This is a genomic window from Stutzerimonas xanthomarina DSM 18231, from assembly GCF_900129835.1.
GTDB lineage: Bacteria > Pseudomonadota > Gammaproteobacteria > Pseudomonadales > Pseudomonadaceae > Stutzerimonas > Stutzerimonas xanthomarina.
The window spans coordinates 138,617-153,631 of sequence record NZ_FQXA01000005.1 but is presented as its reverse complement, the minus strand read 5'-3'; the positions used below and the strand labels follow the sequence as shown (position 1 = coordinate 153,631).

Genomic DNA, 15,015 nt, shown 5'->3' with positions numbered 1-15,015 from the left:
AGGCATCCAAGCCTCAATGCAGTACGCGCGGCCCCTCTTCCTCCCGCTCGAAGTCACCTTCCGATACCCGACCCGCCATCTGCACGCCAGTGTTGAACATAGCCTTGGCAATCTCGACATGCTGACCTTGCAGGAACGCCTTGGCATCGTCGGAAAAATCCAGCGTGACCAATACGCCTTCGTCCTCGGCGCGACGCAGCACAATGCTGCCGTCGGGTAGCTCGACGATCTCCAGAAAAGACGTTGGCATGAGCATGCTCCCTTGAAAACGGCGCATTGTAACAGCCGACCGGCCTGCCGGCAGCCTTTGGGTCTAGCTGCCGAGACGCGATGCTGGATCACCGCACAGTCTCGCGCAGGCAGAAGCAGATGCGCAGTAACGCGACGGCACAGTAGGATAGCGGCCAATCGTGGACCGGATCGTAGAATGACGCTAAGAACCCTGCTATTGACTGCGCTGGCCATGTTTGCCTTCGCCGGTAACTCACTGCTTTGCCGTGCAGCACTACGTGACAGTCAGATCGATCCGGCCAGCTTCACAGCCCTGCGCCTTTTTGCTGGGGCACTGGTGCTGTGGCTATTGGTATGTCTGCGCAAACGACCTTCTTCGTCCTTAGCCAGTTGGCGCGGCGCCTTTGCACTGTTCACTTATGCAGTCTCGTTTTCCTATGCCTATCTCAACCTTGATGCGGGTGCTGGTGCGCTGTTGTTGTTCGGAGCCGTGCAGTTGAGCATGATCGCCTGGGGGATACTGAAGGGCGAGCGCCTGCATTGGAGGCAGAGTGTCGGAATGCTTTTGGCAGGCGCTGGCCTAGTAGCACTCCTGCTACCCGGCACGAGTACGCCGCCGCTATCGGCTTCGCTGCTGATGGTGCTGGCCGGCGTGGCGTGGGGAACCTATTCGTTATTGGGTAAGGGTACGGCGGACTCGCTGGCTGCTACCGCCGGCAACTTCATTCGCACCCTGCCAATCGTCATCTTGCTATGCCTGCTTGCGCTGAACAATCTGGAGTGGGACAGCGCCGGAGTGGTCTTTGCGCTGCTGTCTGGCGGTTTGACCTCTGGCATCGGTTATGCCATCTGGTATGCAGCACTCCCCGGCCTCGGAGCTATCCAGGCTGCCAGCGTGCAACTGAGCGTGCCGCTAATTACAGCGCTGGCGGGGAGCCTGTTGCTAGGGGAGCCCTTGACCGGAAAGTTGCTGATCGCCGGCCTTGCGATTCTCGGCGGTATCGCTCTGGTTCTAGGGTTCAAGCAACGCAGCTGATGCAATCGCAAACTTCGTTCCGTTGCACCTCATTCGCTTACCACTCGGTAAGCGACTCGCGAAAGCGTAATGCCAGCTCTTTCAAACTGCGGCGCCAGGCCTCCAGCTCTTCCCGCGCCAATGCTGGCACTTGTTCTTCCACACTGACGGCCTCGATCAACGGCATGGTTGGATCGGTCTTGGCCTTGGCAGGTTCACGAGGCGGCTCGAATAGTGCCGAGTGTGCTTTCAGCAGTTGCGCCAACCATGTTTCGGAATGCTCGGCCAGCTCGATCAGCTCAGCGAGTTCGGGGCTTGATGATGAGCCCTGTGCAGAGGGCGCCAGCAGCAATTCTGGACGCGGTGCGCTGGCTTCGGGCAGGCGATAGTAGCCAGCGATCTCGTGACACAATCCCAACAAGGCGCCGTACAGATGAAAAAGGCTAGCCTCGCGCTCTGCCTGGATAAGGCCTGGTGCATTCATCGCACCGTTCTCTTCGACCCGCCGCCAGTTTTCGAGTGCGAGTCCGGCGAAGTAGATTTTCTGGTTGGTGCGGGTGTACAGCTCATGAGCCATGGCGACGGTCTCCCAGGAATTGAAACGCTACGAGTCGAAGCCCGTGGAAAACCGGGTTCCGACTCGCGATTGCCAGTTACTTGCCGGTGCTCTTGTCCTCTACCTTCCACTTGCCGCCATCAAAGAACGCCTTCCAGCCGGTCGGCTTTCCATTGACCTCTGTTTGGACGTATTGCTCCTTGGTCTTGCGGCTGAAGCGGATCACCGCTGCGCGCCCTTCCGAGTCCTTCTTAGGCGCGGTCAGCAGAAAGTGATACTTCGGGTCGATCTCGTCCTTATGGGGGATCAGCTCCAGCACCAGGGGTGCGCGGGTCTCACGGTTTTTCGGGAACTGGCTGGCGGCCAGGAACAAACCGGACGCGCCGTCACGCAACACGTAGGTGTCGTCGACCTTTTCACATTTAAGCTCAGGCATCTTCACCGCATCCATCTTCGGCGGAGCCGCCTCACCGCTTCTGAGCAATTTACGCGTGTTCTTGCATTCGGCGTTCGTGCAGCCGAAGAACTTGCCAAAGCGGCCCGTCTTGAGCTGCATTTCACTGCCGCATTTGTCGCATTCCAGGCTCGGCCCCTCATAGCCCTTGATGCGGTACTGACCCTCTTCGATTTCGTAACCGGTGCAGTCGGGGTTGTTGCCACAGATATGCAGCTTATGGGTTTCGTCGAGCAGATAGGCATCCATCGCCGTGCTGCAGATCGGGCAACGATGTTTGCCCAACAGCACTCGGGATTCGGACTCACCTTCGTCATCAGCGGCAATCTCATCGCCAGGGATGAGGTTGACCGTGGACTTGCAGCGCTCCTTAGGCGGCAGGCTGTAGCCGGAACAACCGAGGAAGACGCCGGTTGACGCTGTGCGAATCATCATCGGCCGACCGCAAACCTTGCAGGGAATGTCGGTCAGGGTCGGCTGGTTTGCACGCATGCCATTCTCGCCGGCCTCGGCCACCTCGAGCTTTTTCTTGAAATCGCCATAAAACTCATCGAGTACGTGCTTCCACTCCCGCTCGCCCTGGGCAACGTCGTCGAGGTTTTCCTCCATGCCGGCTGTAAAACCGTAATCCATCAAATTGTTGAAGCTTTCTGACAGGCGCTCGGTAACGATGTCGCCCATCTTCTCGGAATAGAACCGGCGGTTGTGCAGAGAGACGTAGCCGCGGTCCTGAATCGTCGAGATGATCGCCGCATAGGTCGATGGACGGCCGATGCCACGCTTCTCCATCTCCTTGACCAGGCTCGCTTCCGAATAGCGCGCCGGCGGCTTGGTGAAGTGTTGGCTCGGGTCGAGCTTGATCAGCTTCATCCCATCGCCCTTGTTCATCTCCGGCAGCACGTCGTCTTCGCCGCTCTTGCTTTGCTGCGGCATGACCTTGGTGTAACCGTCAAATTTGAGAATGCGGCCCTTGGCGCGCAGCTCGAAGTTGCCGGCAGTGACCGTCACGCTCGTCGACAGATACTGGGCAGATGGCATCTGGCACGCGACGAACTGGCGCCAGATAAGGTCATAGAGGCGCTCGGCGTCTCGTTCCATTCCCGTCAGCTGCGCTGGGCGCAGATTAACGTCCGATGGACGAATCGCCTCGTGAGCTTCCTGAGCGCCTTCCTTGCTGGAGTAGAAGTTGGGCTTTTCCGGCAGATACTTGCCGCCAAACTCGTCTTCGATGAATCCACGAACCATCGTCAGCGCATCGGCCGACAGATTGGTCGAGTCGGTACGCATGTAGGTGATGTAGCCAGCCTCGTAGAGACGCTGCGCCATCATCATGGTTTTCTTAACGCCAAACCCTAATCGGTTGCTCGCCGCCTGCTGCAGAGTTGATGTGATGAACGGCGCGGACGGCTTGCTGCTGGTCGGCTTGTCCTCGCGCTTGGTGACGCTGTAGCTCGAATCCTTGAGCTGCTCGAGCGCCGCCATGGCATGCGCTTCGTTGAGGGGTTTGAAGGCTTCGCCATTCTCGCGAGAGACCTCGAAGCGAACGTTGGCATTGCCGCTCGTACCGAGGTCCGCGTGTACTTCCCAATATTCTTCCGGAACGAACGCCCGGATCTCTCGCTCGCGCTCTACCACCAGCTTCACGGCAACCGACTGAACGCGACCGGCCGAAAGCCCACGGGCAATCTTCGACCAGAGCAGCGGCGAGACCATGTAGCCCACGACACGATCGAGGAAGCGCCGCGCTTGCTGAGCATTGACGCGGTTGATATCCAGGTCGCCCGGCTTGGAGAAGGCCTCCTGGATCGCCTTCTTGGTGATCTCGTTGAACACCACGCGCTTGTAGCGACTGTCATCGCCGCCAATGGACTCGCGCAGGTGCCAGGCGATGGCCTCCCCTTCTCTATCCAAGTCGGTCGCGAGATAGATGGTGTCGGCTTCCTTGGCCAGGCGACGAAGCTCATCGATGACTTTTTCCTTGCCCGGCAGGATTTCGTACTTCGCCTTCCAGCCATGCTCGGGGTCGATGCCCATACGGGTAAACAGCTGACGCTTGGCCTTCTCCTTCGGCGAAAGCGCCGGAGCTTCGGCCGCAGCAGCCTTACCGCGCTTGACCGGCTCCTTGTTGGCAGAGCCGCTGGTGGGAAGGTCGCGGATGTGGCCGATACTCGACTTCACCACGTATTGGTTGCCCAAATACTTGTTGATTGTCTTGGCCTTGGCCGGTGATTCCACGATGACCAGCGATTTACCCATGGAGAGGAGAGTTCCTGAATCGAGAGGTGAACTGAGATTGTTGAACCGGCAACAGCCCGACGTTGAAACGTCATCCGGCCTGCCAATATAAGAAGCGAAGCAGCCTTACCAGCCGCGAGAGCAATCAACTGCCCCAAAAAACATTTGCACCCATGACCGAAAATCCATTGGCAGCCTAGCTGCCCGGTTGGGTTTTATCGTCCTAAACCGAGGAGCGTCATCTTCACTCGGTCCGAAAGCACCGCTATATATAGTGGCGATAGAGCCGAGGTCAAGCGCAGGGGTTAAGCCAGCTCCTGCAGATATTGCTTAAAAACGAGCGGGCTCGGCTTCGATCAGGGCAAAACGGGGAAGCGTTTCGCCGTCGACCTCGACCGTTTCGGTAAACATCGAGAGCGGACGAACCCATAGCCCGAAATCGCCGTATAGCGCCTGATAGAAGACCACTGACTCTTCCGTTTCGGAATGTCGAGCGACTGCGTATACGCGATACTCGGGGCCTTTGTAATGGCGGTAACGGCCTGGCGTGACTTGCATCGCGGCTGCCTCTGAAAAAATCACTCATCAAAAATAAAAACCGGGGCACAAGGCCCCGGCTTCCGTGCCGCCAAATAGCTTAGACGCGTTCGAACACCGTGGTGATGCCCTGACCGAGGCCGATGCACATTGTGGACACGCCCAGCGTACCGCCGTTCTGTTTCATCACGTTCAACAGGGTGCCCGAAATACGAGCGCCCGAGCAACCGAACGGGTGACCCAGCGCGATGGCGCCACCATGAAGGTTGACCTTCTGCTCCATCTTGTCGAGCAGCTTGAGATCCTTCAGCACAGGCAATGCCTGAGCGGCGAAGGCTTCGTTCAGCTCGACGAAATCAATGTCGTCCATGGTCAGACCAGCACGCTTGAGCGCCTTCTGAGTCGCCGGCACCGGGCCGTAACCCATGATTGCCGGGTCCACACCCGCCAGGGCCATGGAGCGAATCACAGCCATCGGCTGGATGCCCAGATCCTGCGCACGCTGCGCCGACATGACGATCATGCAGGACGCACCGTCGGTGATCTGCGAAGACGTACCAGCAGTCACGGTGCCGCCCTTCGGGTTGAAAGCAGGCTTCAGCGCCGCCAGGCTTTCGAGGGTGGTCTCGGGGCGAATGGTTTCGTCGTAGTCGAAGACCTTGAGGAAACCATTTTCGTCGTAGCCTTCCATCGGGATGATTTCATCCTTGAACATGCCGTCGACGGTGGCCTTGTGCGCCAGACGATGCGAACGCTCGCCGAAGGCATCCTGCTGCTCGCGGGTGATGCCATGCATCTTGCCCAACATCTCAGCGGTCAGACCCATCATGCCGGACGCTTTGGCCGCGTACAGCGACAGCTGCGGGTTCGGATCGACACCATGCATCATGCCGACGTGGCCCATGTGCTCGACACCACCGACGACAAAGACGTCACCGTTGCCGGTCATGATCGCCTGAGCAGCGGTATGCAGCGCACTCATGGAGGAGCCACACAGGCGGCTGACGGTCTGCGCAGCGCTGGTGTGCGGGATTCGGGTCAGCAGCGAGGCCATGCGGGCCACGTTCCAGCCCTGCTCCAGGGTCTGGTTGACGCAGCCCCAGATCACGTCCTCCACTTCAGCTGGATCAACCTTGGAGTTGCGTGCCAGCAAGCCATCGATCAGGTGCGCGGACATGGTCTCGGCGCGGGTGTTGCGGTGCATGCCGCCCTTGGAACGACCCATCGGGGTACGGCCGAAGTCGACAATGACGACGTCTCTCGGATTAAGGCTCATATCTCTTTTTTCCTCAATTAACCGTAGAAGCGCTGGCCGTTGGCAGCCATTTCACGCAGCTTCGCAGTCGGCTGATACAGCGGACCCAGGTCGGCGTACTTGTCGGCCAAGGCCACGAACTCGGCGACACCGATCGAATCGATGTAGCGCAGTGCACCACCACGGAAGGGAGGGAAACCGATGCCGTAGATCAAGCCCATATCAGCTTCGGCAGCGGTTTCGACGATGTTGTCTTCCAGGCAGCGGACCGTTTCCAGGCACAGCGGGATCATCATGTAGTTGATGATGTCCTCGTCGGACAGCTCGCGAGTCTCGCTGACCACCGGCTTGAGCAGCTCGTAGGATTGCGGATCGACCACCTTCTTCGGCTTGCCCTTCTTGTCCATCTCGTAGACATAGAAGCCCTTGCCGTTCTTCTGACCGAGGCGGTTGGCGTCATACATCACATCAACAGCCGTACGGGTGTCATCCTTCATGCGATCCGGGAAGCCTTCGGCCATGACGTCACGACCGTGATGGCCTGTGTCCATGCCGACGACGTCCATCAGGTAGGCCGGGCCCATCGGCCAGCCGAACTTCTCCATCACCTTGTCAGCGCGGACGAAGTCCACACCGTGAGCGATGGCGCGGGCGAAGCCGCCGAAATATGGGAACAGGACGCGGTTGACCAGGAAGCCTGGGCAATCATTGACCACGACAGGGCTCTTACCCATTTTCTTGGCGTAAGCAACGGTGGTGGCGATCGCGGTTTCGCTGGTCTTCTCGCCACGGATCACTTCCACCAGCGGCATCATGTGCACCGGGTTGAAGAAGTGCATGCCGCAGAAGTTTTCCGGACGCTTGAGCGCCTGGGCCAGCAGGCTGATGGAGATGGTCGAGGTGTTCGAGGCGATGATCGCATCATCACGCACCAGACCTTCGACTTCGGCCAGTACCGACTGCTTGATCTTCGGGTTTTCGACAACAGCTTCGACGACGATGTCGACGTGACCGAAGTCACCGTACGACATGGTGGGACGAATGGCATTGAGCGCCTCGGCCATCTTCGCTGGCGTCAGGCGACCTTTCTCGACGCGCTTGCCGAGCAGCTTGGAGGCCTCGTTCAGGCCCATCTGGATACCCTCTTCGCGGATATCCTTCATCAGGATCGGCGTGCCTTTGACAGCCGACTGGTAGGCAATACCGCCACCCATGATGCCGGCACCCAGTACGGCAGCCAACTTCACGTCACGGGCTTGCTTGTCGTAGGCCTTGGCTTTTTTCTTCAGCTCCTGATCGCTCAGGAACAGGCCAACCAGGCTTTGCGCAACCGACGTCTTGGCGAGTTTGACGAAGCCAGCGGCCTCGACTTCGATCGCTTTGTCGCGCCCGAAATTGGCGGCTTTCTGAATGGTCTTGATCGCTTCAACCGGCGCCGGGTAGTTCGGGCCCGCTTGACCAGCCACGAAACCCTTGGAGGTTTCGAAAGCCATCATTTGCTCGATGGCGTTGAGCTTGAGCTTGTCCAGCTTCGGCTGACGCTTGGCCTTGTAGTCCAGCTCGCCGGAGATGGCGCGCTTGACCAGATCCAGCGCGGCGGCCTGCAGCTGCTCGGGAGCAACCACAGCGTCTACGGCGCGAACCTTGAGCGCGTCTTCAGCGCGGTTTTCCTTGCCGGAGGCAATCCACTCGACAGCGTTATCGACGCCGATCAGACGCGGCAGGCGAACGGTCCCGCCGAAGCCTGGGTAGATGCCAAGTTTCACTTCCGGCAGACCAACTTTCGCCACGGTAGACATGACACGGTAGTCCGCCGCCATGCACATCTCGAAACCACCGCCCAATGCGATGCCGTTGATGGCAGCGACCGTCGGGACACCCAGGTCTTCGAAATCACTGAAGATCTTGTTCGCTTCGAGGTTGCCGGCGACCAGCTCCTCATCGGACAGCTTGAAGTTCTCGACGAATTCGGTGATGTCCGCACCGACGATGAATACATCCTTGCCGCTGGTAACGATAACGCCTTTGACGGAGCTGTCGGCCTTGATGGCGTCGACGGCCTGACGAAGGTCATTGAGGGTGAGGCGATTGAACTTGTTGACGGACTCACCCTTGAGGTCGAAATTCAATTCGACGATGCCGCTCTCAAGAGCCTTAACCGTGATGGCTTTACCTTCGTAAATCATCAACTGATCTCCACGGTATGGAAGCTAAACGTTACGTGTCGCACGTCATCGGCCCGAAGACCGTCACCGTTACCAGTGAAACGACACCCACCGACACGATAAACCGGGCTGACGGCATTTGCGTGGCAAACGCTCGATTCATACGCCCGTTTGATTTGGGTGAGCACACCTTCATGGAAAAGCGATCCATTGTCAATCGGCTGACCGATCACACCAAGGTGCCCATGAGCGATCAGACCGGTAAGCCTAGCCAAGGCCGGTAATGCTGCAGCTGAACGCGAGCGTTTTTGTTCATTGACGTGCATTCACACCGCTGATGCGCGCGGGAGGGTCAATGAACCCTCACAGCATAGGATCGTCACAAACTGGCAAGGCGTTAGTACACTCGCCGCCTGCCACCCATTTCGTAACGCTGCGCCAGTACGCAGCTGCGCTCAGGAGTTTCACATGTCTGCCCCGATTGCTCGTACGGATGCTGGTGTTGATCCGTATAAATGGCTGGAGAGTCGTGACGCACCCGAGGTGCTCGATTACCTCAAGGCCGAGAACGCCTATTTAGAGGATCAGCTTGCCGACCAGGCGGGGCTGCGTGAGGCACTGTTTCAGGAGATCAAGGGCCGCATCCGCGAGACAGACCTTTCACTGCCGTCACCCTGGGGGCCTTGGCTTTACTACCAGCGCACCACCGCCGGTGATGAGTATCCGCGTCACTACCGCTGCCCCCGACCCGCAGACGGCTCGTTCACTGTGGACGAAAGTGCCGAGCAGCTCTTGCTCGATCCCAATGAATTGGCAGCCGGAGGGTTCCTGTCGCTGGGCGCGTTCAGCGTCAGCCAGGACCACAGCAAACTGGCTTACAGCCTCGACACGCAAGGTGATGAGATTTATCAACTGTTCGTCAAGGATCTGCACACCGGCGAGGTGACTGCCCTGCCCTTCGAAGATTGCGACGGGAGCATGACTTGGGCTAACGACAATCAGACGCTGTTCTACGGCGAACTCGACGATACTCACAGGCCTCACAAGATCTATCGCCATCGTCTGGGGTACGGCGAGCGCACCGAGGTCTACCACGATCCGGACGGCCGCTATTTCGTTCACTGCTACCGAGCCAGCTCCGAACGTCAGCTGGTGATTCTTTCCAACAGCAAGACCACCAGCGAAGCCTGGGTGCTATCAGCGGATGAGCCTGATGGCGACTGGGATTGCCTCGCGCCACGCCAGGAAGACCATGAATACTACCCCGACCATGGCTTGCTGGATGGAGAATGGCGCTGGCTGATTCGTAGCAACCAGGCCGGGATAAACTTCGCGCTTTATCACGCACCAGAGGCCACGCCACAGCGCGATCAGTGGCAAGAACTGATCGGCCACAGCGACTCGGTGATGCTCGAGGACGTCAGCCTGAACGCAGGGGCGGTCACGCTGAGCCTGCGGGAATCGGGACTGCCCATCATCGAGGTTCGGCCCGCAGAGGGCAGCCATTATCGGGTGCAATTACCCGACGCGGCTTACAGCCTGCATGTTCATAACACACTGGAATTCGATAGCCCGGTCATTCGGCTGCGCTATGAGGCCCTGAACCGTCCCGCGCAGATTCGCCAGTTGAACCTGGTCGACGGCGATCAGAAGGTGCTCAAGGAAACACCGGTCGAAGGCCCGTTCGATGCCGATGCCTACGAAAGCCGCCGCATCTGGGCGACGGCCGCCGACGGTACCCAGGTACCGATCAGCCTGGTCGGTCGCCGCGAGCTTCTCGGCAAACCAGCGCCGCTGTATCTCTACGGTTACGGCGCGTACGGCCACAGTCTCGATCCGTGGTTCTCTCATGCACGCTTGTCTCTACTAGATCGCGGATTCGTGTTCGCCATTGCCCACGTTCGAGGCGGTGGCGATCTTGGCGAAGCCTGGTACCGCGCCGGAAAGCTGGAGCACAAGCCGAACACCTTCGGCGACTTCATTGCCTGCGCCGAGAAACTGATAGGCGATGGCTACACCGAACCAGGTCGACTCGCGATTAGTGGTGGCAGTGCCGGGGGATTGCTGATCGGCGCGGCGCTGAATCTACGACCTGAACTGTTCGGCGCCGCGATTGCCGAGGTGCCCTTCGTCGATGTGCTGAACACCATGCTCAACGCGGACCTGCCGCTGACGGTCACCGAATACGACGAATGGGGCGATCCAAATCAGCCAGAAGTTCATGCCCGAATAAAGGCATATGCCCCTTATGAAAACGTGCGCAATCAACCCTACCCGGCGATACTCGCCGTGGCTGGCTACAACGACAGTCGCGTGCAGTATTGGGAAGCTGCGAAATGGGTAGCCAAACTGCGCGCCAACAAAACCGACAACAACCTGCTGCTGCTCAAAACCGAATTCGGTGCCGGGCATGGCGGCATGAGCGGTCGTTATCAAGCGCTCAAGGACGTCGCGCTGGAATACGCGTTCGTGCTCAAGGTCTTCGGCATGGCTGATCGGTAAGCGGGCCGCCATGTGGCAGTGCCGTTCAATACTCACACTCGGAGCTCGTCCGCCGACTTGCGGTCGGAACGGCACCAGCGTGCCGAGGTCACCTCTCATACCACTATTTGGAGTGTATAGGCATGAGCAGGACATCGCAGAACGTGCAGGGCTGGGAGCGCGCCGCATCCATCATCGGCGGGCTGTACTTTGTTGGCAAAGGCCTCGGCCGGGGCGGCTTGGGCGGGCTGGTTCAGCTGGCCATAGGTGGCATGGCCCTGACGCGCGGCTTCACCGGCCACTGCGAAGCCAAACGCGTACTTTGCGAAGTGAGTGAGCATGCCAAAATGGCAGAAGGCAATTCCCGGAGCATGCCACTCGAGCGCAGTGAAGCGGACGATGTTCGCTTGAAAGCCAACGCTCAGGCCGCTACCGGCACTGCCACCGTGACCGGCAACGACTCGCTTAGCAACCCGCCAACCGGGGTCTGATCAGTCTGCTGCTGGGGCCGCCACCAGCGGAACAGAGCCGCAAGAAAGCTTTGTCCTGAGGGCAAAGCTCTAGCACCACTCATGAACAGCCATATCCAGCTTGCTTATGGTGGTATGCGCCCGCCAGCGGCCGAAACTAAATGCTTCCGATAAAGGCGAAAGCCTGGCCGCCGGCTGCAATGTGCTTCAGCAGCAGCCGGACGTAGTCAACTCAGCCTCGCGGAACGACGATCAGTCCAGCGCGTTCACCGATCGCGACGTCGGCCAGCGGAAACAGGATATGCGCGTCCGGCTCTTCAACCACCCAGCGAACGCCTTCATCCTCGGCCAGCAGCGTACCGATTGGTAACGCGGTGAAGTTTTCAATATCCGCTGGCAGGCGCAGGGCGAACCGCTCGCTGCGCTTGATGATTTCCCGCGACAACCGGAACGCCTTCGGGGGTTGCTGCATATGCAGTTGCCCCGAAGGCGCCGCTTCGATCCAGTGACGGGCGGCCTGCAGAAACCCGTCGAGGCAATCAGGCCATGTGCCTTCGGCCGCCTCTGCCATTTCCAGGGTAAACGCCTCGGCACCGTGACGCGTCGCGGTGTGGGCGCTGAAGGTTCCTGACGGCTTTTCCTGCACCAGCACCGCCTCTACCGCTGCCTGCCGAAGGCGCAGCAGGCTTTCGGTCGAGACTTCACGATCCGGCACCCAGGGACAGACCGCGAATTGCGGCAGCTTCGATGCACGCATCGCGGAGTGCAGGTCATAGTGCCAACGGCGACGGCCAGACTCGGAAAAAAACTGCGCCACCCACGCTTCAAGTTGCGCGGCGCGGCTCGCCTCGTCGCTGAGGTTATCGGCATGCCTGCCACAGAACAGCCGATTCAGATCCGAGCCGACCCTACGTACGCCCTGACGCATCGCGGGCGGGTTGCAGAACAACAGCAACAGTCGCGCCCGCGGTCGGATCTCGTTGCGTCCGATTGCCTGGATCAGGCGATCCAGCAATTCGATCGGGATGAGTTCACAGCCGTGCACGCCTGCCGACAGCACCAGATCGAGCCCAGTATCCTGGCCGTTCGCCGGCGTGACCTCCAGCGCACCCTCGCCCAGCCATTGCAGCCGGGCACCGTCATCCGTGAACTGTACGCTCTCAGCCGGCACCTGGCCGGCAACCGTCAGCGCCAACAGCCGGCCCAGTGCCAGCATTTCGGCGCCGTCAGTGGTCGTGGTTACAGTCCGGGCCATGGACGTGGTCATCCTCGCCGGACTCAACCGGCTCCATTTCAAGCTCAAGGCTAACCAAGTTGGTCGCCAACGGCCGCAGCAGCAGATTGGCGTACTCGGTGTCGCCGTCTTCGACGTCAACACCAATCATCAACTGATTGTTGCCAACCTGCTGAATCCAAACCTCACGCCCCTGCCACATCACGGCGAAACGGGTGCAGGAGGTCTCCAGCTGGGTACCGTCTACGTCTTCAAGGATTAGTTGCAGGCTATCGCTCATGGCAGATTCTCAATAGGGAAAAGGTGCAGGACAGCGCGCCGTCCTGCCAAGGGTAGACCTGGAATTCAGGCCTGGGTCAGCTTCGCAGCGGCACGGTCGAAGCGGGCAAGACCTTCCGCGATATCGGCCTCTTCGATGATCAGGCTAGGGGCCAAACGGATTACGTCGGGCCCAGCCTGCAGAATCATCAGCGCTTCGCGCTCTGCCGCATCGAAGATTTCACGTGCGCGACCTTTCCAGGCATCGTTCAGCACGCAGCCAATCAACATGCCCATGCCACGCACCTGGCTGAACAAACCATAGCGCTGGCCAATCTCCAGCAGGCCACGCTTGAAGCGCTCATGCCGATCCCTGACACCGCCCAGCACCTCAGGAGTATTGACGATATCAACCACCGCCTCGGCCACTGCGCACGCCAGCGGATTGCCGCCATATGTGGTGCCATGGGTGCCGACGCTGAAATGCGCAGCGATTTCGTTGGCGGTCAACATCATGCCGATCGGGAAGCCACCACCCAGACTCTTGGCGTTGGTCAGGATGTCTGGCGTAACGCCGTAATTCATATAGGCGAACAGCTCACCGGTACGGCCCATGCCGGTCTGGACTTCATCCAAGATCAGCAGTGCGTTGTGCTGGTCGCAGAGCTTGCGCGCGCCTTCGAGGTACGCCTGATCGGCCGGCAGAACGCCGCTTTCACCCTGAATCGGTTCCAGCACCACCGCGCAGGTCTTGTCTGATATGGCCGCGGCGAGCGCATCGAGATCGTTGTAGGCGACATGGCTGATGCCTTGGATCTTGGGCCCGAAACCATCGGAATACTTTGGCTGCCCGCCCACCGTCACCGTAAAGAGCGTCCTACCATGGAAGCTGTTAACCGCAGAGATGATTTCGCATTTCTCCGGCCCGAATTTGTCATGAGCGTAACGGCGCGCCAGCTTGAAGGCCGCCTCGTTGGCTTCGGCACCGGAGTTACAGAAGAAGGCCCGGTCGGCGAAAGTAGCGACAGTCAGCTTCTTGGCGAGACGCAACGCCGGTTCATTGGTAAAGATATTGGAGATGTGCCAGAGCTTGCCCGCCTGCTCGGTCAACGCGCTTACCAGTGCCGGATGAGCATGGCCAAGCACGTTGACCGCGATGCCGCCGGTGAAGTCGATCAGTTCTCGCCCGCTCTGATCCCAGACTCGCGAGCCCTGTCCACGTAGGGGGATGAAGGCAGCAGGTGCAAAGGTGGGAACAATGACCTGGTCGAAATCAGCGCGTTCTACCGGGGTGTGCGGGGCGGACATCAGGACTCTCCTGCGATGCGACACGAATAGGAAATAAAACGCCCCGCCATGGCGGGGCGTTGCATGCGCAGTTTAAACGCAGGCCCGCCAGCAATGGGCGGCCCGGCGAAAATTCTCTTCAGGACACGATCGAATGCTGCTGATCGAGCTCAATGGCCCGCTCCAAGGTTTCGAGCAAGGCCTTGCGTGCCTTGAGCTTGGTGTTCTTGTGCGCAGTCATGTTGATCTTCTTCAACTGGGTCGCCGCCGCTTTGGCGGCATCCATCAGCTCACTGGCCGGCACTATCTTGTCAAGGAAACCCGCCTCGACTGCAGCTTGTGGATTGAAGATTTCGCCATTGATTACCGAGCGCTGAAAAGCCGGCTTGGTCAGACGGTCACGAGCCAGTTCGATACCCGAATGGTGCATGGTCATACCGATCTGAACTTCATTCAGACCGATATTGAACGCGCCCTCGACACCGATGCGGTAATCCGACGAGAGCAGCAGGAAGGCGCCTTTGGCAATCGCGTGCCCCGAACAGGCGGCGACGATCGGGAAAGGATGAGCCAGCATTCGCAACGTAAACTTCGAGCCCGTGGTTACCAGCGAAATGGCGTTTTCCGGCCCCGAGGTCATGACCTTGAGATCATAGCCACCGGAGAGAATGCCCGGCTGCCCAGTGAGGATCACCACGGCGCGGTCCTGCTCGGCGCGGTCGAAAGCCGCGTTGAGCGCGTCGAACATGGCCGGAGACAGTGCATTGACCTTGCCGTTATTCAGCGTCAGCGTGGCGATGCCGTCTTCGATTTCGTAGGAAACCAGATCACTCATGA

General features: G+C 59.4%; 14 protein-coding genes. 4 read left to right on the top strand and 10 right to left on the bottom strand.

Annotation, left to right across the window (positions count from 1 at the left end; genetic code table 11):
- Positions 1–13: 13 nt before the first annotated feature.
- Positions 14–250 carry a hypothetical protein gene (locus BUE09_RS14205; RefSeq protein WP_073301600.1) on the bottom strand — a complete coding sequence of 79 codons (237 nt, stop codon included), beginning with the start codon at positions 248–250 and terminating at the stop codon, positions 14–16.
- Positions 251–427: 177 nt separating this feature from the next.
- On the opposite strand from BUE09_RS14205, the gene BUE09_RS14200 reads away from it, so the two are divergent.
- Positions 428–1,267, top strand: coding sequence for a DMT family transporter (locus BUE09_RS14200; RefSeq protein WP_073301597.1), 840 nt, complete (start codon positions 428–430; stop codon positions 1,265–1,267).
- A gap of 37 nt (positions 1,268–1,304) precedes the next feature.
- Here the strand turns inward: BUE09_RS14200 and BUE09_RS14195 are convergent, their stop codons facing one another.
- From BUE09_RS14195 to fadB, 5 genes are all read right to left on the bottom strand, one after another.
- Positions 1,305–1,823 carry a DUF6586 family protein gene (locus BUE09_RS14195; protein WP_073301595.1) on the bottom strand — a complete coding sequence of 173 codons (519 nt, stop codon included), beginning with the start codon at positions 1,821–1,823 and terminating at the stop codon, positions 1,305–1,307.
- A gap of 76 nt (positions 1,824–1,899) precedes the next feature.
- The gene (gene topA, locus BUE09_RS14190) at positions 1,900–4,512 is read right to left on the bottom strand and encodes a type I DNA topoisomerase (RefSeq protein ID WP_073301593.1); all 2,613 of its coding nucleotides are present in this window, start codon (positions 4,510–4,512) and stop codon (positions 1,900–1,902) included.
- A 309-nt stretch (positions 4,513–4,821) separates the two neighbouring features.
- Positions 4,822–5,049, bottom strand: a complete 228-nt coding sequence (locus BUE09_RS14185; protein WP_073301591.1) for a DUF1653 domain-containing protein — start codon at positions 5,047–5,049, stop codon at positions 4,822–4,824.
- A gap of 79 nt (positions 5,050–5,128) precedes the next feature.
- Entirely contained in the window at positions 5,129–6,304 is a 1,176-nt protein-coding gene (gene fadA, locus BUE09_RS14180) for an acetyl-CoA C-acyltransferase FadA (protein ID WP_073301589.1), read from the bottom strand.
- A 17-nt stretch (positions 6,305–6,321) separates the two neighbouring features.
- Positions 6,322–8,469, bottom strand: a complete 2,148-nt coding sequence (gene fadB, locus BUE09_RS14175) for a fatty acid oxidation complex subunit alpha FadB (protein WP_073301587.1) — start codon at positions 8,467–8,469, stop codon at positions 6,322–6,324.
- Positions 8,470–8,486: 17 nt separating this feature from the next.
- On the opposite strand from fadB, the gene BUE09_RS20280 reads away from it, so the two are divergent.
- From BUE09_RS20280 to BUE09_RS14160, 3 genes are all read left to right on the top strand, one after another.
- Entirely contained in the window at positions 8,487–8,732 is a 246-nt protein-coding gene (locus tag BUE09_RS20280) for a hypothetical protein (RefSeq protein ID WP_073301585.1), read from the top strand.
- 184 nt (positions 8,733–8,916) lie between these two features.
- Positions 8,917–10,950, top strand: a complete 2,034-nt coding sequence (locus BUE09_RS14165; RefSeq protein WP_073301583.1) for a S9 family peptidase — start codon at positions 8,917–8,919, stop codon at positions 10,948–10,950.
- Between the two features lie 122 nt (positions 10,951–11,072).
- Complete coding sequence (locus tag BUE09_RS14160) at positions 11,073–11,420, top strand: YgaP family membrane protein (protein ID WP_073301581.1); 348 nt, start codon at positions 11,073–11,075, stop codon at positions 11,418–11,420.
- Positions 11,421–11,631: 211 nt separating this feature from the next.
- On the opposite strand, the gene BUE09_RS14155 is transcribed toward BUE09_RS14160, so the two are convergent.
- From BUE09_RS14155 to BUE09_RS14140, 4 genes are all read right to left on the bottom strand, one after another.
- On the bottom strand, positions 11,632–12,615 hold the full coding sequence (locus tag BUE09_RS14155; protein WP_073302013.1) for a succinylglutamate desuccinylase: 984 nt from the start codon (positions 12,613–12,615) through the stop codon (positions 11,632–11,634).
- Between the two features lie 10 nt (positions 12,616–12,625).
- The gene (locus BUE09_RS14150; RefSeq protein ID WP_073301579.1) at positions 12,626–12,913 is read right to left on the bottom strand and encodes a topoisomerase II; all 288 of its coding nucleotides are present in this window, start codon (positions 12,911–12,913) and stop codon (positions 12,626–12,628) included.
- Positions 12,914–12,978: 65 nt separating this feature from the next.
- Positions 12,979–14,199, bottom strand: coding sequence for an aspartate aminotransferase family protein (locus BUE09_RS14145; RefSeq protein ID WP_073301577.1), 1,221 nt, complete (start codon positions 14,197–14,199; stop codon positions 12,979–12,981).
- Positions 14,200–14,317: 118 nt separating this feature from the next.
- A complete protein-coding gene (locus tag BUE09_RS14140) occupies positions 14,318–15,013 on the bottom strand; it encodes a crotonase/enoyl-CoA hydratase family protein (protein ID WP_073301575.1) in 696 nt (231 codons plus the stop codon).
- Between the last annotated feature and the right edge of the window lie 2 nt (positions 15,014–15,015).